Raw genomic sequence first — 20974 nt, 5'->3', positions numbered from 1 at the left:
TGGGCTCAAGGCCCCCCCATTTCATAGCGATCACAAATGTATACCTCTGAACACTGAGGCACTTCTGAGCATAGCTCAGAGCACACCTGGGCACCTCCTGCCGTCCCGGCTCGCGCCAGAGTCGAGCCACCCGTTGCCGCACTTGCAGCCGCACCGCCTACCGCGCACACCAGGCGACAGACGCTGCGATTATGGCACTGCGTGGCGAGATGGCCTGCCTCACAGGCCCCAATCCCCTTGACGCGATGTGAACCACTCGGTGCGCTCTCACCACCGCAACTTGCCGCCAAACAAATAACAACCGTTAATTTAAGCACATGGTGCATCATGATATCTACCACTCAAAAGAATTTAGAGGCACTTTTATAGCGCAAATAGTCAGGTTTCAGCCACTAATCTTTCGTCCCTGCGCGATGACATTTACTGCGTCAAAAAGACGATGTTTAGCGTCCGTCTGGTGATTGGCGTTTAATCCACAGCTCAGACGCAGCGGCATGCAACCGCGTAAAATCAAGACCGACAGGCAGCAAAAGACCGTCGGAGCTGATGTCACTGCTCGTAGTTACAGACGTCAAGATCTGGCGCAAGGACTGCTCGCCCTTTAGCGCCTCAATCGTCAGTATGAGAAATAAACTCTGTTGGTAGGCGCGACCGGCGTTAACGGTCGACAGGGCTAGGTAGGACGAAGCAAAAGAATCGGGTGGCAAAAAGCCCCCAGGCTGCGGCGGGAAGGCAAAACGACCGCAAGAACGGCCAGCGCATGAAAGTCGCTGCGCCACCCCTTCGCCAAACCAGGGCGGTACAGTACGGCTGTCGCCTAGCTGCGCTAAAAGGGCATGCACTAATTCGTGCCGCAGAACTATGTCGAGATCGGCCTTATCGGTCTTCTGTGGCTCAGGGCGCACGGGTATGCGAATGCGTCCGTCGTACAAACCCTCGGCCCACGCCGGCCCCCCACCCGTCACTCCTTGAAAACTAGCCGCTGGGTACATCACCACTTCAATTTGGCTCTGCGGTGCCGGGAGACCAAACGATTCGCGAAATTCATCGGCAGCATCTTCCAGCGCTTGCAGGACAAATGCCACGAGATCCTCGTGATCACCGCTACGGAAGCTGAGACGAAAGTTGCGAGACGCCTCGGTCTGCATGGAGGCGCTCTCTTTCTCACGGCTTTGCATACTCTGCAAGCGCTGCCCTATAGCAGCGCCATCCAGATTTGCCGCAGGATTTTCGGCCAGTGTCTGGAGTTGTTTCAGGATACCGACAGCATCGACGAAACGGCCCTCTGATTCCAGGACGTCAGTGTAGAGGAGTAGCATTTCGCTATCGTTAGGCTCAAGTGCTAGATAATTCAGAAACTGCTCACGAGCGAGGCTCATTTGCTTTTGTTTATAAAAGCAAACGGCCAGGCCTTTGACTGCTGCTGGTGCAGGTGTTAAGGCAACGGCACGTCGCAACCAATCCGTAGCCTGTTCGCAGTCACCTAGGCGTAACTTTGACCAGCCCGCACTTACTAAGATCGACGGCATCTGTTGACTCAGCCAGTGACGAAACGCCACTGACAACTTACTGTCCAACGCCGCAGTATCGGCAAGGCTCAGAGCCCCAGAAAAATCCCCCAGGGCGAAGGCCCCGTAGATGCGCTGCATGGCCGCCTCGTCCTCGGGACCACCGCCCTGAAGCTCGGTCACTTGGACCTTGGCGTCACTTGCCGGTGGTGACAAGACCAAGGTGTCTGCGGGGACCGCGTCCAGAGCTTCTGGCGTATCTTCCGGCTCACGGTTCTGCCGCACGGACCAAGACCATGCAAAGGTGCTAGCGGCACCAATAATGAGGGCAAGGAGCGAAGCTTTAAGGCGCATTGACTTTAGCCGTCAGCGAGCCACTGCGATCCAGGGCAGCGAGTTCAGTGAAGCCACCGATAAACTCGCGACCAATAAAGATCATCGGCACCGTCCGGTAACCACTATTGGCCTCAGAAAGTTCCTGACGTAGCTTAGGATTATGCGTCAGATCGACCTCCTTAAAGGCTAAACCGCGTTGTTCGAGCAGTCTTTTGGCTGCATGACAGTAGGAACATACTAACGTAGTGTAGACAGTAATTTCTTGCATGACTATGCACCCTAGCAAAGTTATAAGGAGGACGCAGATTCGCCCCCGCGGAAATCTCGCCTATCATCCCGAAAATGAGGATAAGCATGCAAGCCGAATTAAGTGCGGCGCTGCTTGGCCTAAGGGCCGCGGCTGATCTTGAAAATGAGAGTGAAACCGAAACCTTAGCACGCCTAAGTGTAGAGCCGCTCGGGCCATCATCGGTGTTGGCCAAGGTCGCATCCGATGGGCTCAGCCTCGATCAAAAGCTAACCATCGAGCGCGGCCTCAAGGCTGCGAGCCCAAGTCACAAGATCGAGGTTCGGTTCAAGCGCAATAAACCGCTACCAAGTGGCCCGACCAGTGGCCCAGCGCCCTTGAGCGAGCGCAAGTCGCCGTTCGGACTACAAATCGCCAAACGGGCCATCCCCGGCGTGACGCATGTCGTCGTCGTAGCCTCGGGCAAAGGCGGCGTCGGCAAATCGACCGTGAGCGTGAATCTGGCGACGGCATTAGCCGCCACTGGTGCCAAGGTAGGCCTCCTTGATGCCGACATTTACGGTCCTTCGATTCCGATGATGCTGGGAATAGCCGGACAGATGCCGGTGACTGACGGCGATAAGCTTTTGCCACTTTCGGCTCATGGGGTGAAAACCGTGAGCTTTGGCTTCCTTACTGATACCGAGCAGCCAGTGATTTGGCGCGGCCCCCTAGTGGCTAAGGCCTTTGGGCAGCTGTGCTACGACGTGAAGTGGGGCGAGCTAGATTATCTGGTCATCGATCTGCCGCCTGGGACAGGTGATATTCAATTGGCGCTGGTCGAAACCTTGCCAATCCACGGCGCGGTGATCGTGACGACGCCGCAGAACGTAGCGCTGCTCGACGCTCACAAGGCGCTGACGATGTTTCAAAGACTCGATGTGCCGGTGTTTGGTCTAGTGGAAAACATGTCTGAGTTTGTTTGCCCCAAGTGTGGCCATCACGAGCCTATTTTTTCCTCCGGTGGTGGGAGTGAGATGGCAGCGGCGCGTAAACTCAAAGTATTGGCCCATGTGCCCCTGACCGCCGCCGTGCGCGAGGGCGGCGACAGTGGCAAGCCTGTAGCACTTAGTGACAACGAGTTGGCACGCCCCTTCAAACAACTAGCGGAGGCCGTGCTGGCCCATGGCTGATTTTCGCCTCGACCCCGCGACGCTTAGGCATGCTGTTCTTGCGGCCCTAGATTTGCTCGATCAGCATCTGGCAAATTTAGACCAAACACCAGTAAAGCCAAAACTTGTGCCTGGTGAACTTGCTGCGAAAATGGCGGGCATGGTTCCAGACAACGGCAGCGACATTTCAACACTGATCGCAGCCGTAAGGACCAACTTTCTGCCAGCCATCACCCACTGGCAGCACCGGCGATTTTTCGCCTATTATCCGGCTGCGACCTCGATTCCTGCAATCGTCAGCGAGCTCCTCATCGCAGCGCTTGGATCCGTTGGCTTGCAATGGAGCGCTAATCCGGCCGCAACGGAACTAGAATGCGTCGTGATGGACTGGATTTTAGATTTACTCGGCGCACCAAACGACTCTCCATTTAGGCACACCTCGCGTCAAGGCGGCGGCATCATCCAAAACACGGCCGGCGAGGCTTTGGCGGTAATCATGACTGCGGCCCGCGTCAATCATCATGCACGCGGCTTGGGTGCCGCGGGGTCACTGACGCCTGCACAGCTTGAGGACCTTTATTGGCAGGATTCGTCATCACTGGTTGTGTACATGTCGGACCAGAGTCATTTTTCTGGCCCCAAAGCTGTGCGCGTTGCAGGGATGCGCCTCCACAAGATTCCGGCCAAACTACTACCAAACGGCAACTGGGGCATCACCGCTGACGATGTGCGGCTTGCCATGGCCGAGGACCGTAAAAAAGGGCTAAAGCCTTGCGCACTGCAGCTCAATTACGGATCCACCAACACCTGTGGCTACGATGATCTTGAGTCCTTCAAGGGCTTTGCAGACCAGGAGCAGATCTGGGTTCATGTGGATGCTGCATACGCTGGACCTTCTCTCATCTTACCGGAGTTTAGGGAGCGCTCACATGCGCTGCAGGACATTGCGACATCTTTTAACTTCAACGGCTCCAAGTGGTTTTTGTGCGGATTTGACTCGGCGTTCTTGTATGTTCGTGACCGGCACCTGCTGAAGCAAGTGTTTGCCGCTGACGGTGCTTACCTAGCTAGAGTAGACGAAGAGCAAATTTATAATCCTGAGCTCAAGGACTGGTCGATTCCGCTCGGGAGACGGTTCCGAGCCCTCAGGATCTGGATGGTGCTCAGTTATTTCGGGCGCTCTGGGCTGGAGGCGTTTTTGCGCAAGGCCATCCACCAAGGCAATCGCGCCCGTCAGGCTATCGATGTTTCAGATGTGTTTGAGCAGGTGGTCAAAACAGATCTGGGTTTGGTCTGTTTTAGGCTCGAGACAAATGACGATAATCTCAACGATCGCTGGATCAAGCGCATTGAGGAATTGAGTGACGGCGGTAAACATTTCCTCATGTACCCCTCCATACTTGAGGGCAGGCCCATTTTAAGACTAGCCCTCGGTGGGGTACATACGGAAGATCAAGATGTCGATGCTATGCTGCAGATTTGTCGCCAGGCTGCGACTGATGTGGGCTTCAAAAAACAAGTCTGAGGTCCCCATGCTCCGTTTTATAATCCTCAGTTTTTTGTGTGCTAGTTCTGCCTTGGGCCAGGATTCACGCTTTTTTGCCAGCTGTGGGGTTGATGGCGTCTACGGCAAGGGATGTGTAGAATTTTACGACGGCACATGGACCAATGCTCAGATGACGCAAATATGCCGGAGTGTAGCCGCACGCGGCAGTATGATTGAGCTCGATCGAGATCACAAATGTCTGCGCGACCAATACCAAAGCCTCTGCATCAGCCAGCAGCTCTTTTCCCTGGCCTACATCTACCTCGATCATATGGACCGGCTGAGTTGTCAGGCGGTGCTGAACGGCAGGCTCTACAGCCGGCCCGAGTCCGGATGGTAGATAGCTCATTGCTGGACGTCTAAGACGACGGCTGGCTACCCTTGAATGTCGGCTTAATCGAAGATGCGAGATAGTGATCAAGACGCTCTTTGTCCGGCACACCATGATTTAAAAGCCGCGTGCGAGCAATATAGATATGGAAGCGCTTCCAGTCTAGGAGGTGCTTCTCAAATTGCTCTAAAAGCTCTTGGAGGCGCAGACCATTAGCCGAAGGGGGTAACTCCCTCACCAGTTGGTATAGCCTCAGTTCCGGATACTGGCTCAGATCTTTAAGGTACGGCAGAGCCTCGTAGCCTTTTTGCTTAACCCTATCTTCGACAAAGTTGCAGGTATAGAGCTCGAGCTCCTTGTACTTGCGCGACTGTATGGCTCCAGCGTTTTCCGTATAGTGCCGAAACTGCATGAATTCATCATGAGTAAAGTCATTGAGTATGGATACACAAGCGACGGCCAATTTTGCGAGACTGCAAAGGTCCTCAGCAATCGTAAGCGTTTCGCCGTTTATTTTATGTGCTGTCACAGAGGTAAGAATCTGCCGCAAAGCATCGATCCACAGGTCAAAACAAATCTCATTGAGCTGGACTACGGAAAGAAAGAGAAGCTCGGATCTATCTGCTGACGTGGGTAGCAGCGAGCAGTGCAGGGCAAAGTGGCGCGGATCACGGCTCATGTGCTCCGTGATACCCTGCATCAAAGTCAGTGCATCCTGACTATAGGGTATTAAGTCACGCCCGGCACCCAGTAGCTCTCGTGCCTGGTGACTCTCGAGCTGCCGGAGCTGCGCGAGGACATGCATGCAGGCAATCATGCGCTGTGGTAGCAGGGTCGGCCGTGCGGCCTCGACCTGATACAGCCGCGCCACGATGTAACTCAAGTCCTTCATGCGTTGATCTACAGCCTGGCCAAAAGAGTCGGCCGCTGGGACCGCGTGCAGCAAGTAGTCCGAGATGTAAGTCGCGTAATCAAAACGCTTTTCGTAAACATCGCAGGCATTAGCGTAGAACTCGTAGAGTTCATCGCCGCGCGGTAGCGCATGCTGCATGTCCCAAAGGAGATTTTTGAGCACAACGAGACGACGGTTAATGTCGTCAGTGATCTTGCGCTTACCCACGCCCTGTATGTAAGCCGTCGTTGCAAACGCGGCGCGCTCAAGCGCCTGGCCATTACTGGCACGCTCGAGACTTTTGGTGATCAAACCTAGAATGGCTCGATCTAGGGTGTGCGTTAAGTCATGCACGAGGACCTCCTCGCCGTTATGACCTTGGACTTAATGATTTTTAATTAATAAGTCAATTATTATGTTTTTAATAAAAATATTGAGATTGACAATTTTTATAGATATCAATTAATAATCTAATATGATTGGTTTTTATCCAACAGTACTCCTAGTTAGCGTCTCAATGAGCATCCCGGTGTGCCTCTTGGCAAGTCCAGCCGTGGCGTCCAGCGGCGAGCCGGCCGCACCCAGACAACGTATCGCGGGAAGCCCCAGTGACAACGGTAGCTTCGCGGTCTACGAGCGATCGGTAAAAGTACCTGCGGCGCCGGACGAGGATGCCACGATCTATGCGCCGTCGCACGACGGGGGCAAGACCATGGTCGCAAATGGCCACTTCCCTCTCGTGATCGTGCTCCCGGGATTTCTCGCGCACTATAGTTACTACGAGCAAATGACACGGCATCTGGTCAGCTGGGGATTTGTCGTTCTCGGCATCGACTTTGCCAAACCTAGTGATCACGCAGGTTCAGCTAAACAAGTGCAACGCACTATCGACTGGGCCCTCTCGGCGGCAAATCCGGCTGCATCGATCATCGACAGGGACAAGATAGCCATCGCTGGCCATTCTCTAGGAGGTAAAATTGCCGTCTACGCATCAAGTGGAGATGCCAACACCAAGTATCCCGCCATTAACTTTGCTGGTGCCCCCCGTATCAAGGTGATCATCGCCTGGGATCCTGTCGACTCGGGTGGACCGCCGTGCGCTATCGCGGAGGGTGACGCACCGGGGCAGTGCCGTGGCAATCCCGTTTTGCCCGAGAATATCCGCCGCAGCGGCGCCAAGATGCTGATCTTTGGTGGTATCACAGGTGATCCTAAACGATTGACGTGCACGCCTCGAGGCCGCACCCATGCCAACTTCTACGCCAACGCACCCTCGTCAGCGATGCATGTAGAATTTCCGAAGTCTGGACACGTCGACTGGGTCGCGCAGAACACTTGGTTTGGACTCCTGCCATTTCTTGGCAATCTGTTTTGTGGGGATCATCCCAGCGCCGATCCGCTTAAAGTGCAAGCGATTGCTAAACGCACCCAGCTTGTTTGGTTACTGAAGAATTTTGGCAATTACGACGATCTCGATCAGTATCTAACGGGTGCCGTGATTCAGTCTGATTGTAAGAAAAACGATCTGTGCAAGATTGAGCAAAAGTAGACCCGATCGTCGCACCAATTAAGCTGCGTCAAAGACTGCTCACCCGAGTAGCTGTATAGGGATCAGTAAGTATCAATCATCAACAACCCTAAACGCGACGCCGTCTAAAGACAGCCAATTATTTGAGCAACCCACGCGAGCTACCACACAACCAGTCGGCATGATATCCAGGCGGCACGCTCCTGACATGACGGTCATCAATCGGTACTTCGAAGGGCGGTATCCTGTCGGTAAAGTGAAAGCGCAAGCATCGATAGTACCCGCACGAATCAGGCCACGAAAGCGCACCACGCCATCTGTCCCACGATAATACGCCGTAGGACCATATGCGGTGTCTCCGGATGTGCCGTAATCCAGCCACGAATTAGCAAAGGTCGGAGTGATCCAAGCTTCCCGCTTGATCGTGCCGCCACCGCTTATGGTGACGTTGCCTGCGACTTCGAGAGTGGTTGCCGGGGATGTAGTGCCAATGCCGACGTTGCCATGACGAATGAATTGACAGATATTTCTCAAATGTGCAATAGTCACATTTATGTTTTATATGACCACGGATGATGGCGTGAAATCACCTGAAATAATGAGACAAATCAGGTCACTGATCGGAAGCGGCAGAATTCGAGTCCTAAAGCATGCCGCGTCGAGAATGGCGTTGCGATGTTATACTTTACCAGAGATTGAACAGGTTCTTATCGGTGGATTTCACGAATTCGAAAGAGACGAGTACGACCAGAACCATTCCGTGTGGACTCACGCAATCAGAGGCTCAACCCGCGATGGTCGTGAGACTAGAGTGGTAGTGGCCATTGTCGATGAGTTGTTGGTGGTGACAGTTGTGGGACCATTGAAATAGAGGAAAGCATATGAAGGCCCGATATAACAAAGTGGTTAAAAATTTTATTTATGGTGGTCTCGGCTTCCCAGTGATTTTTAGGAGTGTCGAAGTCAAAGAAGTGATGGGCGAGTTGGTCCCGAACATTAATCACCGCAAACTCCAAGATGAGGCCTTCCTTGCACTTTTGAGTGCGAACTTTAAATTTAGTGGAGCGCATCTTTCTTTTGTTCGCAATTATATGGGATTAAAACAAGAGGATTTAGGTCTTAGGCTTGGACTTAGTGGTCATAGCATGGTTTCAAAATGGGAGAAGAAAAGAGCCGATGCTACAGGTATGTCGAGCGCTGTCGAGGCTGGTGTTCGCATCCTTATGTACGAATATTTAAATAAATCACAAATTCCTACTGAGACTGTAATCCTGGTATTGTCCGGTGATCTTGACGAACCAAAAGGGCCGGTGCCGATTGCAGCCTAAGTGACGCTTACCTTGGACATCAGTCTTAAACATGGATAAGAACAACTATGTAACTACTACTCCACTCGATGAAAACATCGCTGATGAGCTGAGCCCAATACCACCGGCCGCTGTTGGGAGCATCCCAGTCACAGCAGCCGCTTGCGATAAGTTGATCGCCCCAAACGACAGCTGTTTTTTTACTGCTAAATACTTGGTAATCCGTGTTAGAGATGAGACCAGCTGTTACCGAGGATCCCGTTGATGCCAGAGCGATATTCAGCGTATAGATATTAGCGGTTGCTTTTATCGACGGCACTGTACCGGTAAATGTGACCGCAAGAGACCCGGTGTTACCCGCAGACAATTGTATCAGTCTCATGCCTAATAGGAGTACGCTCGGATCACCATGTAAACCCAGCCACTTGAATTACTGTTACCCGCAGAGGCGGCGTCCAAAGTGCTGTTGGCATTAATAGGGATTATCTGTGATGAGTACCAAGTGCCGAAATAAGATGAAAAATTATCTGTTTCACCGAAGTACGTAAGTAAAACTTTGTGCTGTGCCTGGTTGTCATTGAAAGACGTCGACGGCCGCGCACCGCGAGTACCAACCCAGCTAGTTGTACTTGTCACCGATCTGCCGAGAAGCATATTAAAGTGATCCGAAATATTTGTAGTGAGGAACACATTAGCGAGAATATACCTCGCATTTGCGGGCACCCCGGTTAGTGCCACGTTTTGTGGCGTTGAGTTACTAAAGCTGAATTCCACTGTGAGAGGTGTCGCAAAATCCTGCCACATAATGGTCTTGTTGCCGTTGACCGCAACCGTGCCGTTGATATCGAGTTTAGCTGCAGGTGACGTAGTGCCGATACCGACATTGCCGGTATACCGGTCCGCCCAGATTACTTGAAAAGGGCAGTCAATTTCGGCCATTTGGATTGACACCTTACCCCTTCTGATGGCAATTTAACCATCAGAAGGAGCGAGCATGAAAGCTCAGAAATTGTTCCATCAAAAAGTGGTTTTAACGCATAAAGCATCGTCCCGACTCGGGATTTTTGAAGTCGCGATTTGGCGTGTGCCAGTGAATCGATCTTATCCTGAAGGCATCAAGTATCGGGCCTGGCTTTCAGAAGCAGGTAAAACTATTTTTGGTTTTGATAATCACCAGCCAAAGGGACCGCATCTACACATCGGTGAGCGGGAAGTTGGCTATGTCTTTAGGGGCATTAATGCCCTTCGTGAGGATATTTTAGCCATGATCGCAGAGGAGGGTTTCATTTATGAAGACTAAGAAGGTTTTGTTGGTGGTCGAGCCATCATCGAAGTCATTAAATCGTTCTTTCAATGCTTTAGCTAAACCAGGCAAGAAAAAGCTAGGCATCGAAACCATATGTTTCCCTGATTTTGAAACATTAGGTAAGGTTATTACAGCGTCCCGGCTCGAGTTAATGCGCGTCATAAGAACAGAGAAACCAAAGTCGATTCAGGAATTGGCTCGCGCAGTTGGACGCGACTTTAAGAATGTTTATCGTGATGTGAATATTCTCGCTGAATTCGGACTTATCGAGCTTAAAAAGGCGGGGCCTCGACGTGCCGCCGCTCCAGTAGCTCTGTTTACGGAAATTGTGTTAGCGGCATAAAATAATAATTTCTGATTACCGCGTGCAGCAGTCTAGATTGTGGATAAGAACACTTACACTTTTCTACAGAAGAGCGAAAAAATTATGAATGCAGTTATTTTCGGAAAGTGAACAGCGACCAATATCTAATATCCGATCACTACCGCTTACAATAAAGTGAAAATCTTAAACTTGTATAATTACCGGTCGCTGACTACAGCTCGCATTTAGGGAAAAGCTACAAATAACAGATCATAAACGTATACACTCGACAACAGTATATATTTCGGGTTCCCCGAAGTTGGCAGCTACTCCTAGCCCGTCGCCGGCGTCACTGTTCTGAACTCTGTGCTGGATCTCAATCGCCTTACCGGTGCCGATCGTAAATAAGCTGAATATGACCGAACTGGTAGAAGTCGGCAAGGAATCTTGACTAGAGTTGTATTCGCTTGTTCCAACATCGATAGTTACTCCGTCGGTCACATTTCTTAGACGAGCCTGGTGACGTATTGCGGAACTGGCTGGCACAGTAATTCGACACCGATAAGTGCCGGCCCTCAATGTCAATTGATTTTGTGACAATGAGACATGTCCACCAGGGTTATATTTTATGGTGTTTAATGTTCGTGTCATCCAAGTTCCTGATGTGGACGAACCTGCATCAGTTCCGGATGCCTTCTGATCCATAACCAGAAAATACGCATCACTACTCGATGCAGTAGTTTGCGTAGTTCCATCAGGGAACTTCATTCCTCCTGTCGTAGACTCAATAATGCCGGAAACAGACAGCTTTTGGCTTGGCGCCGTCGTCCCAATCCCGACGTTGCCGTTACTCTGGATTACCATCTTCGCTTCGGATATCTGGTTTGGTGCATTCGCACTAGAAACTGCGAATACAAGCTGATCACCGCCACCGGAGGAACTATTGTTGTAATGAAAAATGGAACTAGCTCTAACGTCTGTAGAGGATGCCCAATATCTGGCTAATGTGATAGCTCCGATCGGAGTATTAGAAGAGTTCGATGACTGGAGATGTAACGGAGAGTTCGGCGCCGTAGTCCCTATCCCGACGTTGCCTCCATTTGGCTGCATTACGATAGGAAAAGTCTGTGCTAGGTTTATCGATTGATTTGCTTGTAGCCACATTGCATAGGGAGCCGTCGAATAGGCCCCCACATCTAAGACGTGCGTGTAGGCATTTGTCGCACCTATTCTCAACACACCATTTTGGGTCGAACCCGAGGAAGCAGGTGCGTTATACGTGCCGCGAGCATCAAGCGGGAGACCCGGGGCCGTAGTCCCTATCCCGACGTTGCCAGTAGACGAAATATTTAATCGCGGCGCACTTGCATTGTTATCCCAAATCGAGAATGCCCCTGGAGCGTAACTTGCTGAGGCCAGGGCACCGATCGAGAAATCGGCGCCTGTACCTGCTGAGTTAGTCAGACGGATTGAAATATCGTTGCTGTTATTTCCGCTAACATGCAGTGATTTAGCCGGCGCCGTCGTCCCAATCCCGACATTTCCACTAAAATATCCATTACCACCCGATACTGCCCCAGTGACGCTTATGACTGACGCACCATCAATCGTCGCTGCTGATATAATCGGCGATACTAGAGTCTTATTACTCAGCGTCTCCACTGCAGTCTGAGTTACTATGACTCCACTCGACGGAAAAGTAGCCGATGAAACGACTCCAGTGCCACCGACAGATGTGGGGAGCACGCCAGTCACAGCCGCCGCCTGCGATAAATCAATAGCTCCAAATGAGGGCGCTCCACCCCCACTAGGGACGACTAAGCTCTGGTACGCAGCTCCAGCACCGGTAGATAAAAGATTGCCGCTACTATTTCCAATCAAAACACCGTTGTTAGTGAAGCTCGAAGCCCCCGTACCGCCGTTGCCCACAGGCACGATACCAGAGCCGATAATCGATGCCGGCAGCGTCGGAATATCGGCGACCGCCAGCGCACCACCGTAATACAGCCGCCCCTTCGTATCAGTTGCGACCTTGGTGTAAGTGCCAGCTGCTACGCCAGTCGTCGTTAGCGTCGGATTCGGAAAGTTACCCGTTAAGTCGCCACTAGCAGGTCCTGTGGGTGCTAAGCCCGATGCCCAAGACCAGGCACCAGAGCCGTTAGTGATCAATGCCTGACCGCTAGTCCCATCACTAGCTGGTAAGGTCCACGAGGTTGAAGCAGCTAAAGTGTCGGGTGCTCTCAACGCTACGAAGTTAGTTGTACCCTTGTCGTACATCACCAGCTTGTTGCCAGTGACACCGTTGCCACTGATCGTTATATCGCCATTAAATTGGCCGGAAGCCGCAGTTACAGTGCCAGTCGTGTAAACCACTGTTGAGCCGGTGATAAGCGATGCACCGGTTATTGTCCCTGCATTGACGATGGGCGAAGCCAAAGTTTTATTGCTCAGTGTTTCTACTGCAGTCTGAGTAGCCACCACACCAGAGGCCGGAAAGGTTGCCGTGGAACTAATCCCAATACCACCAGCCACTGTAGGTAGTATCCCCGTGACCGCTGCAGCTTGCGCTAAATTGATCGCGCCAAATGAAGGCGCCCCACCACCACTTGGCACGACTAAGCTTTGGTATGCAGATCCAGCCGCAGTAGAAAAAAGATTACCGCCGCTGTTACCGAGTAAAACGCCGTTATTGGTAAAGCTAGAGGCTCCGGTACCACCGTTACTCACAGGCACGATACCAGAGCCGATAATCGATGCCGGCAGCGTCGGAATATCGGCGACCGCCAGCGCACCACCGTAATACAGCCGCCCCTTCGTATCAGTTGCGACCTTGGTGTAAGTGCCAGCTGCTACGCCAGTCGTCGTTAGCGTCGGATTCGGAAAGTTACCCGTTAAGTCGCCACCAGCGGCGCCTGTCGGTGCTAATCCCGATGCCCACGACAAGCCACCAGAGCCGTCGGTAATCAATGCTTGACCGCTAGACCCGTCACTCGCTGGTAAGGTCCACGAGGTTGAGGCAGCTAAAGTATCGGGTGCTCTCAACGCTACAAAGTTAGTCGTACCCTTATCGTGCATCACGAGTTTGTTGCTGGTGACACCGTTGCCACTGATCGTTATGTCGCCATTAAATTGGCCGGCAGCCGCAGTTACAGCGCCAGTCGTGTTAACCACTGTTGAGCCGGTGATAAGCGATGCACCGGTTATTGTCCCTGCATTGACGATGGGCGAAGCCAAAGTTTTATTGCTCAGTGTTTCTACTGCTGCCTGAGTAGCCACCACACCAGAGGCCGGAAAGGTTGCCGTGGAACTAATCCCAATACCACCAGCCACTGTAGGTAGTATCCCCGTGACCGCTGCAGCTTGCGATAAATCAATAGCTCCAAACGACGGCGTCCCACCACCACTCGGCACGACTAAGCTCTGGTACGCAGCACCCGCAGCCGTGGACAAAAGATTACCGCTGCTATTGCCCAATACGACGCCGTTGTTAGTAAAGCTAGAGGCTCCGGTACCACCGTTACTCACAGGCACGGTACCAGAGCCGATAATCGACGCGGGAAGTAAAGGGATGTCGGCAACCGCGAGTGCGCCGCCGGAGTAAATACGCCCCTTCGCATCTGTCGCGACCTTAGTGTAGGTACCTGCCGCAACTCCAGTTGCTGCTAGTGAAGGATTCGGGAAGTTGCCTGTCAGGTCTCCACCAGCAGCACCAGTCGGTGCTAACCCTGAAGCCCACGACAAGCCACCAGAGCCGTTAGTGATCAATACCTGACCGCTAGTCCCATCGCTCGCTGGTAAGGTCCACGAGGTAGAAGCAGCTAAAGTGTCGGGTGCTCTCAACGCTACAAAGTTAGTCGTACCATTATCGTGCATCACCAGCTTGTTGCCAGTGACACCGTTGCCACTAATCGTGACATCACCATTAAATTGGCCGGCAGCCGCAGTTACAGTGCCAGTCGTGTTAACCACCGTAGAGCCGGTGATAAGCGACGCACCACTCATAGTCCCTGCATTGACGATGGGCGAGGCCAAAGTCTTATTACTCAATGTCTCAGACGCGCTTTGTGTGACCACCACACCACTCGATGGAAACGTCGCCGTTGAGCTGAGCCCAATACCACCAGCCGCTGTAGGTAATATCCCTGTGACAGCTGCAGCCTGCGATAAATCAATAGCTCCAAACGACGGCGTCCCACCAGCACTCGGGACGACTAGGCTCTGGTACGCTGTACCTGCAGCAGTGGACAAAAGATTGCCACTGCTATTCCCAAGTACCACACCGTTATTAGTGAAACTTGAAGCCCCTGTACCACCGTTACTGACTGGCAGGACACCACTGGTGATACTCGACGCTGACAGCGGCGGGATATCACTGGCCGAGAGTGTCGCACCTAAGTAAACGCGGCCTTTAGCATCGGTCACGACCTTCGTGTACGTACCAGCTGCCACACCTGTGTTGGATAGAGTGGCTGCTGCGCTGCCAGGACCTGCAGCCGTGACGTCACCAGTGAGGCCACTTAAATAACTGCCTGCTGCCTGCTTGCCACTAAATGCCTGGTAATCCGTGTTGGATATCAGACCAGCTGTCACCATCGCTCCCGCCGATGCCAGAGGGATACTCAGCGTGTGGATATTCGCGGTTGAGTTAATTGCCGGTGCCGTACCGGTATTCGTGACCGTAAAGGTCTGGCTGTTACCCGACTGGCCGTTGAGACTGGAGAGACCTGAGCCTGATACACCTAGGGATCGTGACTGCGTGCCGTCCCAGAATTTAATTTGATTAGAGCTGGAGTTGTACCAGGTCTTACCCACGTCGGGGGAGCCGGTGCCACTGCCGTTGAGCGCGGCAATCATAGAGGCTTCACTCGTGTTATCAAAAATGCCGAGTCCCAGAGTCTTAGCCGCCGTGATCTTTAGGTCGCCACCTACGGAGAGCCCAGCAAAAGTCGGCGTGGCCGTGGGCTTGATATCCTGCTCGGTCACCGTCGGAGGCACTGACCATATGAGCTTGCCACCGCCATCGGTGGTCAGGTACTTACCAGCGCCGCTGCTACCATTCGTCGCCAGCGAGAGTTTGCCGTCGCCGTTAAAGGCCAGCGTCTTATCATCGACGGGAATGCGCATCGCGTAGGGCACGAAGCTAAACTGCTGCCGCGGATAGGTCTTACCCCCTACGGTCAGCTCAATGTAAACGGGCTGAGATCCATCGCCAAAAATGGCCTCGATCTCAGACGCCGTGAGATCGAAGTTTAGGGAGAGCACACCCTGAGATGCAGAGATATCATTAAAGCTAAAGACGCGGCCCCTTGGTGATCCCCCAACGGCAGCCTGATAAAACCTGACCTCAACTGAGACCGTTTCTTCGACAGGTGCACCGCTACTTTGTGTCAGTCTGGCTGCATAGCTGAGGGGAAAGCTAGGTGTGTCGGCAAGTGTGGGCTGGGACGAGGTAACAGCTAACCAAACGCAGCACGATAAAGCCGCGGTGTTTAGTATTCGTTTGATCTGTCTCAGTTTGGACTGCAATCATCCCCCTGCCGTGAGGGGCACTCGGTGCTCCGGGATCAGGGCCGTAAAGCCCTGCCATCTTTAGGATTTCCATCGGCAGGGACGGGGAAATCTTGAGGCCAAAAAATAGGTGGCAAATATGCTCTTAGTTTCGGGGCGTTAGAAGCGTTTCGCCAGAAGATTTTTGGTGAGGCGCTATTGAGTCATGTCAGTTTTGCGCATCTTCGGACAAGTTTTGCGATCTTCGCATCAAGAACGTAAGACTCACGGACCAGCCTATGGTAAGACTCGCCTTGACTGCCACAGGTTGCATCAATCGCCCCCATAGCACCTTTCTGTCCCAATTCTAGCGATTGGTGACGACTAAAAAATTAATCTTCTTTGAATTATATTGTAGTGACATTGTAATATAGGTGGGAGAATTCGAGCTGATCAACGAGGTGCTTGGATGAGAATTGAATGGGACCTGTCGAAGGCCGCAGCCAATATTAAGAAACACCGGGTATCTTTTGAAGTCGCTGCAACAGTGTTCGATGACCCATATGCGATTTCAATCGAGGATCATGGTAGCTCGCACGAGGAGCGGTGGGTCACAATAGGGTTGGCTGCCGACGAGCGGACATTAGTTGTGATCCACACCTGGCGGGATACAACTGACAAAGAGCTGATCAGGATTATAAGCGCACGGCGTGCCACAAAGAGGGAGGCGAAGCAATATGAAGAAGGAATATGATTTTACAGGTGGTGTTCGGGGAAAATTCCACCGCCCCAAGAAGTTGCAGCGAACTCTAAGGATTGATGCTGACATACTTGAATATTTCGAACGAATGTCCAGGGCTGCAGGCATTCCCTACCAGACCTTGATTAATCTCTCTTTGCGTAAATTTGCTAATGAGGATGGCACCATCACGCTATCTGGCAGCAAGAAATGATAGCTCGTGAAATCCACTATTGCACGCGTCCTTGTCGTCCGCTGTTTTTGGTAGACCGTGCTTAACTTTAGTTCAACGTGATGATGCAATCCGCACGGTCGATGGGTCTTAGTTTCCGAAGTGGATCCAACGAATCGATATTAGAGCAGAGTATCCACCCGAACGGCGCGGACCGAAATAAGTTTAAATTCGTGCTTAATTCAGCGTAGATTATTTGACCCACATCGTCGCGTGTTGGCAGTAAGTGCGGCCGGTTCCTCCGTTGTATGTGACGACTCCGGCGCCGCATGTTCCAGTGTAACCACTGATTCCGAATCCCCAGGAAGTATCGTTGGTGTTGCAGTCGGCCTCGTTGTTGCCCTGAAAACCAAACCGCGTTGGCGCTCCGCCATTATAGTTTATACCACTGGCATTGCAGTTTGGTTCGGCAGTGTCTTCGATTCCGAAAAGTGCGATAACCTGAGCACGCGTTATGGTGCCGGCCTTGTAGGCGGCATTAAACAAACTATACGCAATGACGGCACCGGTCCAACTTTGGGATAAGCAGAGATTCGGTCCAGGCGCGCCACGACATCCGCGGAGGTTGGTTCCAGTGACGTTATTCCACGCATTGAACTTGCCATTGTAGTTGAGCCAAGGTTTCTGAGAGCCGCCGATGTCTTCGTCAAATAAAGTTGTATTAGTCCAGTAGGCACTCGAGTAAGCTAAAGTATTATCATTTTTGATGCGCATGACAAGCGTCCAACCACCACCGTCGTAGGTCATGTCGCACCATGCTTTGAACGCTGCATTGCCGCCGACGCCATCGGTATCGATCCAGTGGAGACCGTCGCCCTGGCTCGTATAATAACTTGAGGCTAAGTACGCGTTACAAGATGTTCAGTAAGTGCCATCGGGCATCGTCCAAGCGCCTGAGACATTTATGAGTTCAAGTTTTGCAAGTGTACTGCAATTGACTTTAACCGAATTGAGGCTACCGCTATTGTCGACCATGACCTGATAACAGGTGTTTCCATCTGCGCTTTTAACGGTGGAACCCCGTGACATCGCAACGCCACCAACCTCAAAAAGTGTTGCAGGTGCAGTCGTCCCTATCCCGACGTTGCCGCTTTTTGAAATCCTAACTCTCTCGGCCATCGTCGATCCATCGCCTGATCCAGGGTTCGTGTAAAATGAAAGCCCCGATTGATAGCCATAATTGGGTCCCTCTTCAACTGCCTGTATCACGGCCAAAGGAAAGCCACGGTCATAAAAATTGATGGTTCCGGCGCTTCTAGGCATCGTCCCTGTAGCATAGTAATCAAGTCTTAAATTACCGTCCTTTATGTGTAGAAGGTCTGATGGAACCGTCGTCCCGATACCGACATTGCCGCCATTCGGCTGCAATATGATCGGATACTTCGTGGCCAAATTGCTGCGATCCGTACCCTGGAGCCAGACACCCCAAGGACCGCCATTCGCCTGCCCAACATCGAGAACGTTGTTATTAGAGCCAGAGAACCGCGCAATCCCGGTTTGCGCTGTACCACTGGTGGCGGGGTATCCGGTAGTTCCATAGGCTTCGAGCGCGACCGCAGGAGAAGTTGTTCCAATTCCGATATTGCCGTTACTTTTGAAGGTGGCTATGTTTCCTGCCGACGAGTCAAAGCGAATGTCATTGGCGACTGCGGTGGAACCAGCCCATATTGTACCATTGGCATCGTTGCCGATGAGCCAATTGGCATTGCCACGAAGCGCGTTCCCTGTAGACATATTTATCGATCCAGCGACATCAAGAGCAACAATTGGTGACGTTTTGCCGATGCCTACGCCCCCAGCGTTGAAGTAGATATTGCTCCCTGACGTTGTCCACTGCGAAGATCCGGATCCTATGGCCGCAGTCTTCTGTAAAGTGCCATCGGGAAACATGATGCCATCAGTACCGGCGGTACCAGCTACATGAAGTTTTGCGCTTGGTGAAGTTGTACCGATGCCTACGTTGCCTGCGTTGCCGAAATTCCGAGCCTCCAGTCGCTCCATCTATTGACCAATATCCTATATAGATATAATATATACATTGAGGTTGCGTTGAGGGGTTTTCATGGCTATAAGATTCGAATGGGATGAGTCTAAGAACAAGTCAAACCGAGCGAAGCATGGAATTTGGTTCGAAGAAGCGCAATCAGTATTTGATGATGCATTTGGCCGATTATTTGTCGAGGATTCTTCGGACGAAGAGCGATTTATCCTCGTCGGAATGAGTTTGCATTCTGGTATTATAGTAGTTGTCCACTGTTATCGCGACGAAGACACAGTCATCCGAATTATTTCCGCCCGGAAAGCCACCAAGCGTGAAAGGATTTTCTATGAAAAAAGAATATGATCTAGCGAAAATGAAAGAGGTCAAGAATCCTTACCCGAAGCAAAAGAAGAAGCTCGTTGGGATCAATCTAAGTCCGGCTGTAATCGACTACTTCAAGAAGCTCGCCGAAGATTCCGATATACCGTACCAGAAGTTAATTGATCTCTATTTGCTCGACTGTGTGAAGCATAAAAGAAAAATTTCAATGAAGTGGGTAGCGTAAACTTATTGAAGCGGTGAATCAATTCAGCGATGTCACCTGGACAAAGCAGGTTTGAAGCGCTGGGGCTGTGTGGTTAGTCGATTCCTGGCCGGATACCTCATGCTCAAAGGTGCCGCATCTTGCCCGTTCAGAAGAGTCAGTACAGGATTATGTAGTTAAAATACGTTGTGTTGGCCCATCCGCTATTTACATCTACTCGCCACATTCTCAAAGTAAAGCTCATGGTTGTGGTACTTTGTACCATTGTGGCGTGAGTGTCGGGGGTAGCTCCATCTGGATTGGACAGTGTACCGATCACTGTAGCCATACATATTTCGGCAGCTTTCAAGCCTGCGCCGAGAAGTGACAGAACTTCTGATCGGACAGAGTCGGGAAACTTCGCAAGTCACGCTCCAGAATGTAACTTGGCAGCAACCACTTGCTGCCTCAAGGCCGTAACTCTAGGACCCAGGCCAAGATCAACGATGAACTGCGGGATCTCCTCTGAGCCAAGCCCAAACGCCTTACGCCATGCGAACAGGAGATTAACTGCCACCCCATTACGTCTAGCAACGTCGGAGACCGAAGCTAGTGGTTCGTTGGATTCGTCGACTATGCGCCGCTTCCCTTCGATGCTATACCGACGACGGCGTTCGACCCCAGTGATGACCTGGATCTTTTGGGCCATAATTGCGCAATGCTGAAGCAGGCCGATGGGCGGCGGCGGGATTAAGAGATAGTCATACGGATAATCTTATGACTAACTCTTATTTGCTTCAGCAGGACCAGCTGCAATGCCTACCCAATAACATGTCGCCCTCCCCGCCAAAATACACCAAAAGAATAGCGGGTGACACCAAGCACCTGACACCAAGAACCCAAGAATCACTAGCGTCTGGCGACATGGACGTGCTTTTCAGGTTTGCCATACCCTAGGTCAGCCCCGCATTAAGGCTCGACAAACACCGAGTTTAAGAACAATGCAATCCACCCCCAGGATCCAACGTCGTTGTCCTCGAGTTGCATATACACGGTCTCTCCAGAATAGGCAGATGTATCAATGGCTGCTCCAGTTGGGTTCGTATTATTATTAACACCGGTTACCGTCCCCAAGTTGGTGTTAATTAGTACCGTGTTATCTGAGGCGCGGACCAGCTTGATAACCTTCAGGGCGCCGTTCGTCGCTCCACCGCCCGACAGTAGCATATGGAGTTTACTACCGAGTGTTAGGTAACCCAGCTTCAAAGTGCCGGTCGCACCGTCGCCGCCGTTGAAGGAGTTCCAGGTAAGTCCAACGATACTGGAGTTATAGGTCACGATCCAAGCTGCTGACTTCGATATCACCACGCTTAAGGGTGAGTTGTTCGCGGCGAGAGAGCCGTTGACCGCCAGATTTGTGCCTGGCGCCGTCGTCCCAATCCCGTCTGTAGGAAAGCAAGTGAAAAAACAATACGCATCCTTGCCGCTCAATTTTTTGCTAGCAGCCAACGCCACGAGTTATCACGAGCATCACTCTAGGGATTTTTCTCTGCTTG

The 20974-nt window shown here is 51.9% G+C and carries 24 protein-coding genes; 12 read left to right on the top strand and 12 right to left on the bottom strand.

Going from position 1 to position 20974, the window contains the following annotated elements; translation table 11 throughout:
* Nucleotides 1-5: 5 nt before the first annotated feature.
* The 3 genes from FJ146_08160 to FJ146_08150 all read right to left on the bottom strand — a co-directional run bounded on the left by FJ146_08160 (nucleotide 6) and on the right by FJ146_08150 (nucleotide 2112).
* Entirely contained in the window at nucleotides 6-329 is a 324-nt protein-coding gene (locus FJ146_08160; GenBank protein ID MBM4251931.1) for a hypothetical protein, read from the bottom strand.
* A 114-nt stretch (nucleotides 330-443) separates the two neighbouring features.
* Complete coding sequence (locus tag FJ146_08155; protein MBM4251930.1) at nucleotides 444-1862, bottom strand: hypothetical protein; 1419 nt, start codon at nucleotides 1860-1862, stop codon at nucleotides 444-446.
* Complete coding sequence (locus tag FJ146_08150; GenBank protein MBM4251929.1) at nucleotides 1852-2112, bottom strand: glutaredoxin; 261 nt, start codon at nucleotides 2110-2112, stop codon at nucleotides 1852-1854. Before FJ146_08150 ends, FJ146_08155 begins: the two co-directional genes overlap by 11 nt.
* A 74-nt stretch (nucleotides 2113-2186) precedes the next feature.
* Between FJ146_08150 and FJ146_08145 the strand changes: the two genes are divergently transcribed.
* Genes FJ146_08145 through FJ146_08135 form a run of 3 tightly spaced genes read left to right on the top strand, consistent with a single transcriptional unit; the run spans nucleotide 2187 to nucleotide 5128 of the window.
* Complete coding sequence (locus FJ146_08145) at nucleotides 2187-3263, top strand: Mrp/NBP35 family ATP-binding protein (GenBank protein MBM4251928.1); 1077 nt, start codon at nucleotides 2187-2189, stop codon at nucleotides 3261-3263.
* Nucleotides 3256-4767, top strand: coding sequence for a hypothetical protein (locus FJ146_08140; GenBank protein MBM4251927.1), 1512 nt, complete (start codon nucleotides 3256-3258; stop codon nucleotides 4765-4767). Before FJ146_08145 ends, FJ146_08140 begins: the two co-directional genes overlap by 8 nt.
* A 7-nt stretch (nucleotides 4768-4774) precedes the next feature.
* A complete protein-coding gene (locus FJ146_08135) occupies nucleotides 4775-5128 on the top strand; it encodes a hypothetical protein (GenBank protein ID MBM4251926.1) in 354 nt (117 codons plus the stop codon).
* A 19-nt stretch (nucleotides 5129-5147) separates the two neighbouring features.
* Here FJ146_08135 and FJ146_08130 read toward each other — a convergent pair whose 3' ends face one another.
* Nucleotides 5148-6365 (bottom strand): hypothetical protein, encoded by a 1218-nt coding sequence (locus FJ146_08130; GenBank protein ID MBM4251925.1) that lies wholly within the window; start codon nucleotides 6363-6365, stop codon nucleotides 5148-5150.
* 121 nt (nucleotides 6366-6486) lie between these two features.
* On the opposite strand from FJ146_08130, the gene FJ146_08125 reads away from it, so the two are divergent.
* Nucleotides 6487-7560 carry a hypothetical protein gene (locus tag FJ146_08125; protein MBM4251924.1) on the top strand — a complete coding sequence of 358 codons (1074 nt, stop codon included), beginning with the start codon at nucleotides 6487-6489 and terminating at the stop codon, nucleotides 7558-7560.
* 72 nt (nucleotides 7561-7632) lie between these two features.
* On the opposite strand, the gene FJ146_08120 is transcribed toward FJ146_08125, so the two are convergent.
* Entirely contained in the window at nucleotides 7633-8088 is a 456-nt protein-coding gene (locus tag FJ146_08120; GenBank protein MBM4251923.1) for a hypothetical protein, read from the bottom strand.
* Between the two features lie 4 nt (nucleotides 8089-8092).
* Between FJ146_08120 and FJ146_08115 the strand changes: the two genes are divergently transcribed.
* Together FJ146_08115 and FJ146_08110 are read left to right on the top strand one after the other, a co-directional pair.
* On the top strand, nucleotides 8093-8410 hold the full coding sequence (locus FJ146_08115; protein ID MBM4251922.1) for a DUF4258 domain-containing protein: 318 nt from the start codon (nucleotides 8093-8095) through the stop codon (nucleotides 8408-8410).
* A gap of 10 nt (nucleotides 8411-8420) precedes the next feature.
* Entirely contained in the window at nucleotides 8421-8867 is a 447-nt protein-coding gene (locus FJ146_08110; protein ID MBM4251921.1) for a hypothetical protein, read from the top strand.
* A 25-nt stretch (nucleotides 8868-8892) separates the two neighbouring features.
* Here the strand turns inward: FJ146_08110 and FJ146_08105 are convergent, their stop codons facing one another.
* Nucleotides 8893-9228: a hypothetical protein gene (locus tag FJ146_08105; protein MBM4251920.1), complete on the bottom strand. Its 336-nt coding sequence runs from the start codon at nucleotides 9226-9228 to the stop codon at nucleotides 8893-8895.
* Nucleotides 9229-9230: 2 nt separating this feature from the next.
* Entirely contained in the window at nucleotides 9231-9797 is a 567-nt protein-coding gene (locus FJ146_08100) for a hypothetical protein (protein ID MBM4251919.1), read from the bottom strand.
* Between the two features lie 43 nt (nucleotides 9798-9840).
* Here FJ146_08100 and FJ146_08095 point away from each other — a divergent pair, with 43 nt between their 5' ends.
* Nucleotides 9841-10146: a hypothetical protein gene (locus FJ146_08095; GenBank protein MBM4251918.1), complete on the top strand. Its 306-nt coding sequence runs from the start codon at nucleotides 9841-9843 to the stop codon at nucleotides 10144-10146.
* Nucleotides 10136-10495, top strand: a complete 360-nt coding sequence (locus FJ146_08090) for a winged helix-turn-helix domain-containing protein (protein MBM4251917.1) — start codon at nucleotides 10136-10138, stop codon at nucleotides 10493-10495. Before FJ146_08095 ends, FJ146_08090 begins: the two co-directional genes overlap by 11 nt.
* 231 nt (nucleotides 10496-10726) lie before the next feature.
* Here the strand turns inward: FJ146_08090 and FJ146_08085 are convergent, their stop codons facing one another.
* Nucleotides 10727-15982 (bottom strand): hypothetical protein, encoded by a 5256-nt coding sequence (locus FJ146_08085; protein MBM4251916.1) that lies wholly within the window; start codon nucleotides 15980-15982, stop codon nucleotides 10727-10729.
* A gap of 430 nt (nucleotides 15983-16412) precedes the next feature.
* On the opposite strand from FJ146_08085, the gene FJ146_08080 reads away from it, so the two are divergent.
* Both FJ146_08080 and FJ146_08075 read left to right on the top strand, forming a co-directional pair.
* On the top strand, nucleotides 16413-16697 hold the full coding sequence (locus FJ146_08080) for a BrnT family toxin (GenBank protein ID MBM4251915.1): 285 nt from the start codon (nucleotides 16413-16415) through the stop codon (nucleotides 16695-16697).
* On the top strand, nucleotides 16681-16896 hold the full coding sequence (locus FJ146_08075; protein MBM4251914.1) for a BrnA antitoxin family protein: 216 nt from the start codon (nucleotides 16681-16683) through the stop codon (nucleotides 16894-16896). The genes FJ146_08080 and FJ146_08075 overlap by 17 nt, the downstream gene beginning before the upstream one ends.
* A 210-nt stretch (nucleotides 16897-17106) precedes the next feature.
* Here the strand turns inward: FJ146_08075 and FJ146_08070 are convergent, their stop codons facing one another.
* Both FJ146_08070 and FJ146_08065 read right to left on the bottom strand, forming a co-directional pair.
* A complete protein-coding gene (locus FJ146_08070; GenBank protein MBM4251913.1) occupies nucleotides 17107-17628 on the bottom strand; it encodes a hypothetical protein in 522 nt (173 codons plus the stop codon).
* A 147-nt stretch (nucleotides 17629-17775) separates the two neighbouring features.
* Nucleotides 17776-18915: a hypothetical protein gene (locus FJ146_08065; GenBank protein MBM4251912.1), complete on the bottom strand. Its 1140-nt coding sequence runs from the start codon at nucleotides 18913-18915 to the stop codon at nucleotides 17776-17778.
* Between the two features lie 61 nt (nucleotides 18916-18976).
* Here FJ146_08065 and FJ146_08060 point away from each other — a divergent pair, with 61 nt between their 5' ends.
* Both FJ146_08060 and FJ146_08055 read left to right on the top strand, forming a co-directional pair.
* A complete protein-coding gene (locus tag FJ146_08060; GenBank protein ID MBM4251911.1) occupies nucleotides 18977-19258 on the top strand; it encodes a BrnT family toxin in 282 nt (93 codons plus the stop codon).
* A complete protein-coding gene (locus FJ146_08055) occupies nucleotides 19242-19460 on the top strand; it encodes an antitoxin (protein ID MBM4251910.1) in 219 nt (72 codons plus the stop codon). Before FJ146_08060 ends, FJ146_08055 begins: the two co-directional genes overlap by 17 nt.
* 385 nt (nucleotides 19461-19845) lie before the next feature.
* Here the strand turns inward: FJ146_08055 and FJ146_08050 are convergent, their stop codons facing one another.
* Together FJ146_08050 and FJ146_08045 are read right to left on the bottom strand one after the other, a co-directional pair.
* Entirely contained in the window at nucleotides 19846-20127 is a 282-nt protein-coding gene (locus tag FJ146_08050) for a transposase (GenBank protein ID MBM4251909.1), read from the bottom strand.
* A 260-nt stretch (nucleotides 20128-20387) separates the two neighbouring features.
* Nucleotides 20388-20933 (bottom strand): hypothetical protein, encoded by a 546-nt coding sequence (locus tag FJ146_08045; protein ID MBM4251908.1) that lies wholly within the window; start codon nucleotides 20931-20933, stop codon nucleotides 20388-20390.
* Nucleotides 20934-20974 lie beyond the last annotated feature (41 nt).

The sequence above is a fragment of the Deltaproteobacteria bacterium genome, from assembly GCA_016874735.1.
Taxonomy (GTDB): Bacteria; Bdellovibrionota_B; Oligoflexia; order Oligoflexales; family CAIYRB01; genus CAIYRB01.
This window is presented reverse-complemented; position numbering and strand designations above follow the sequence as displayed.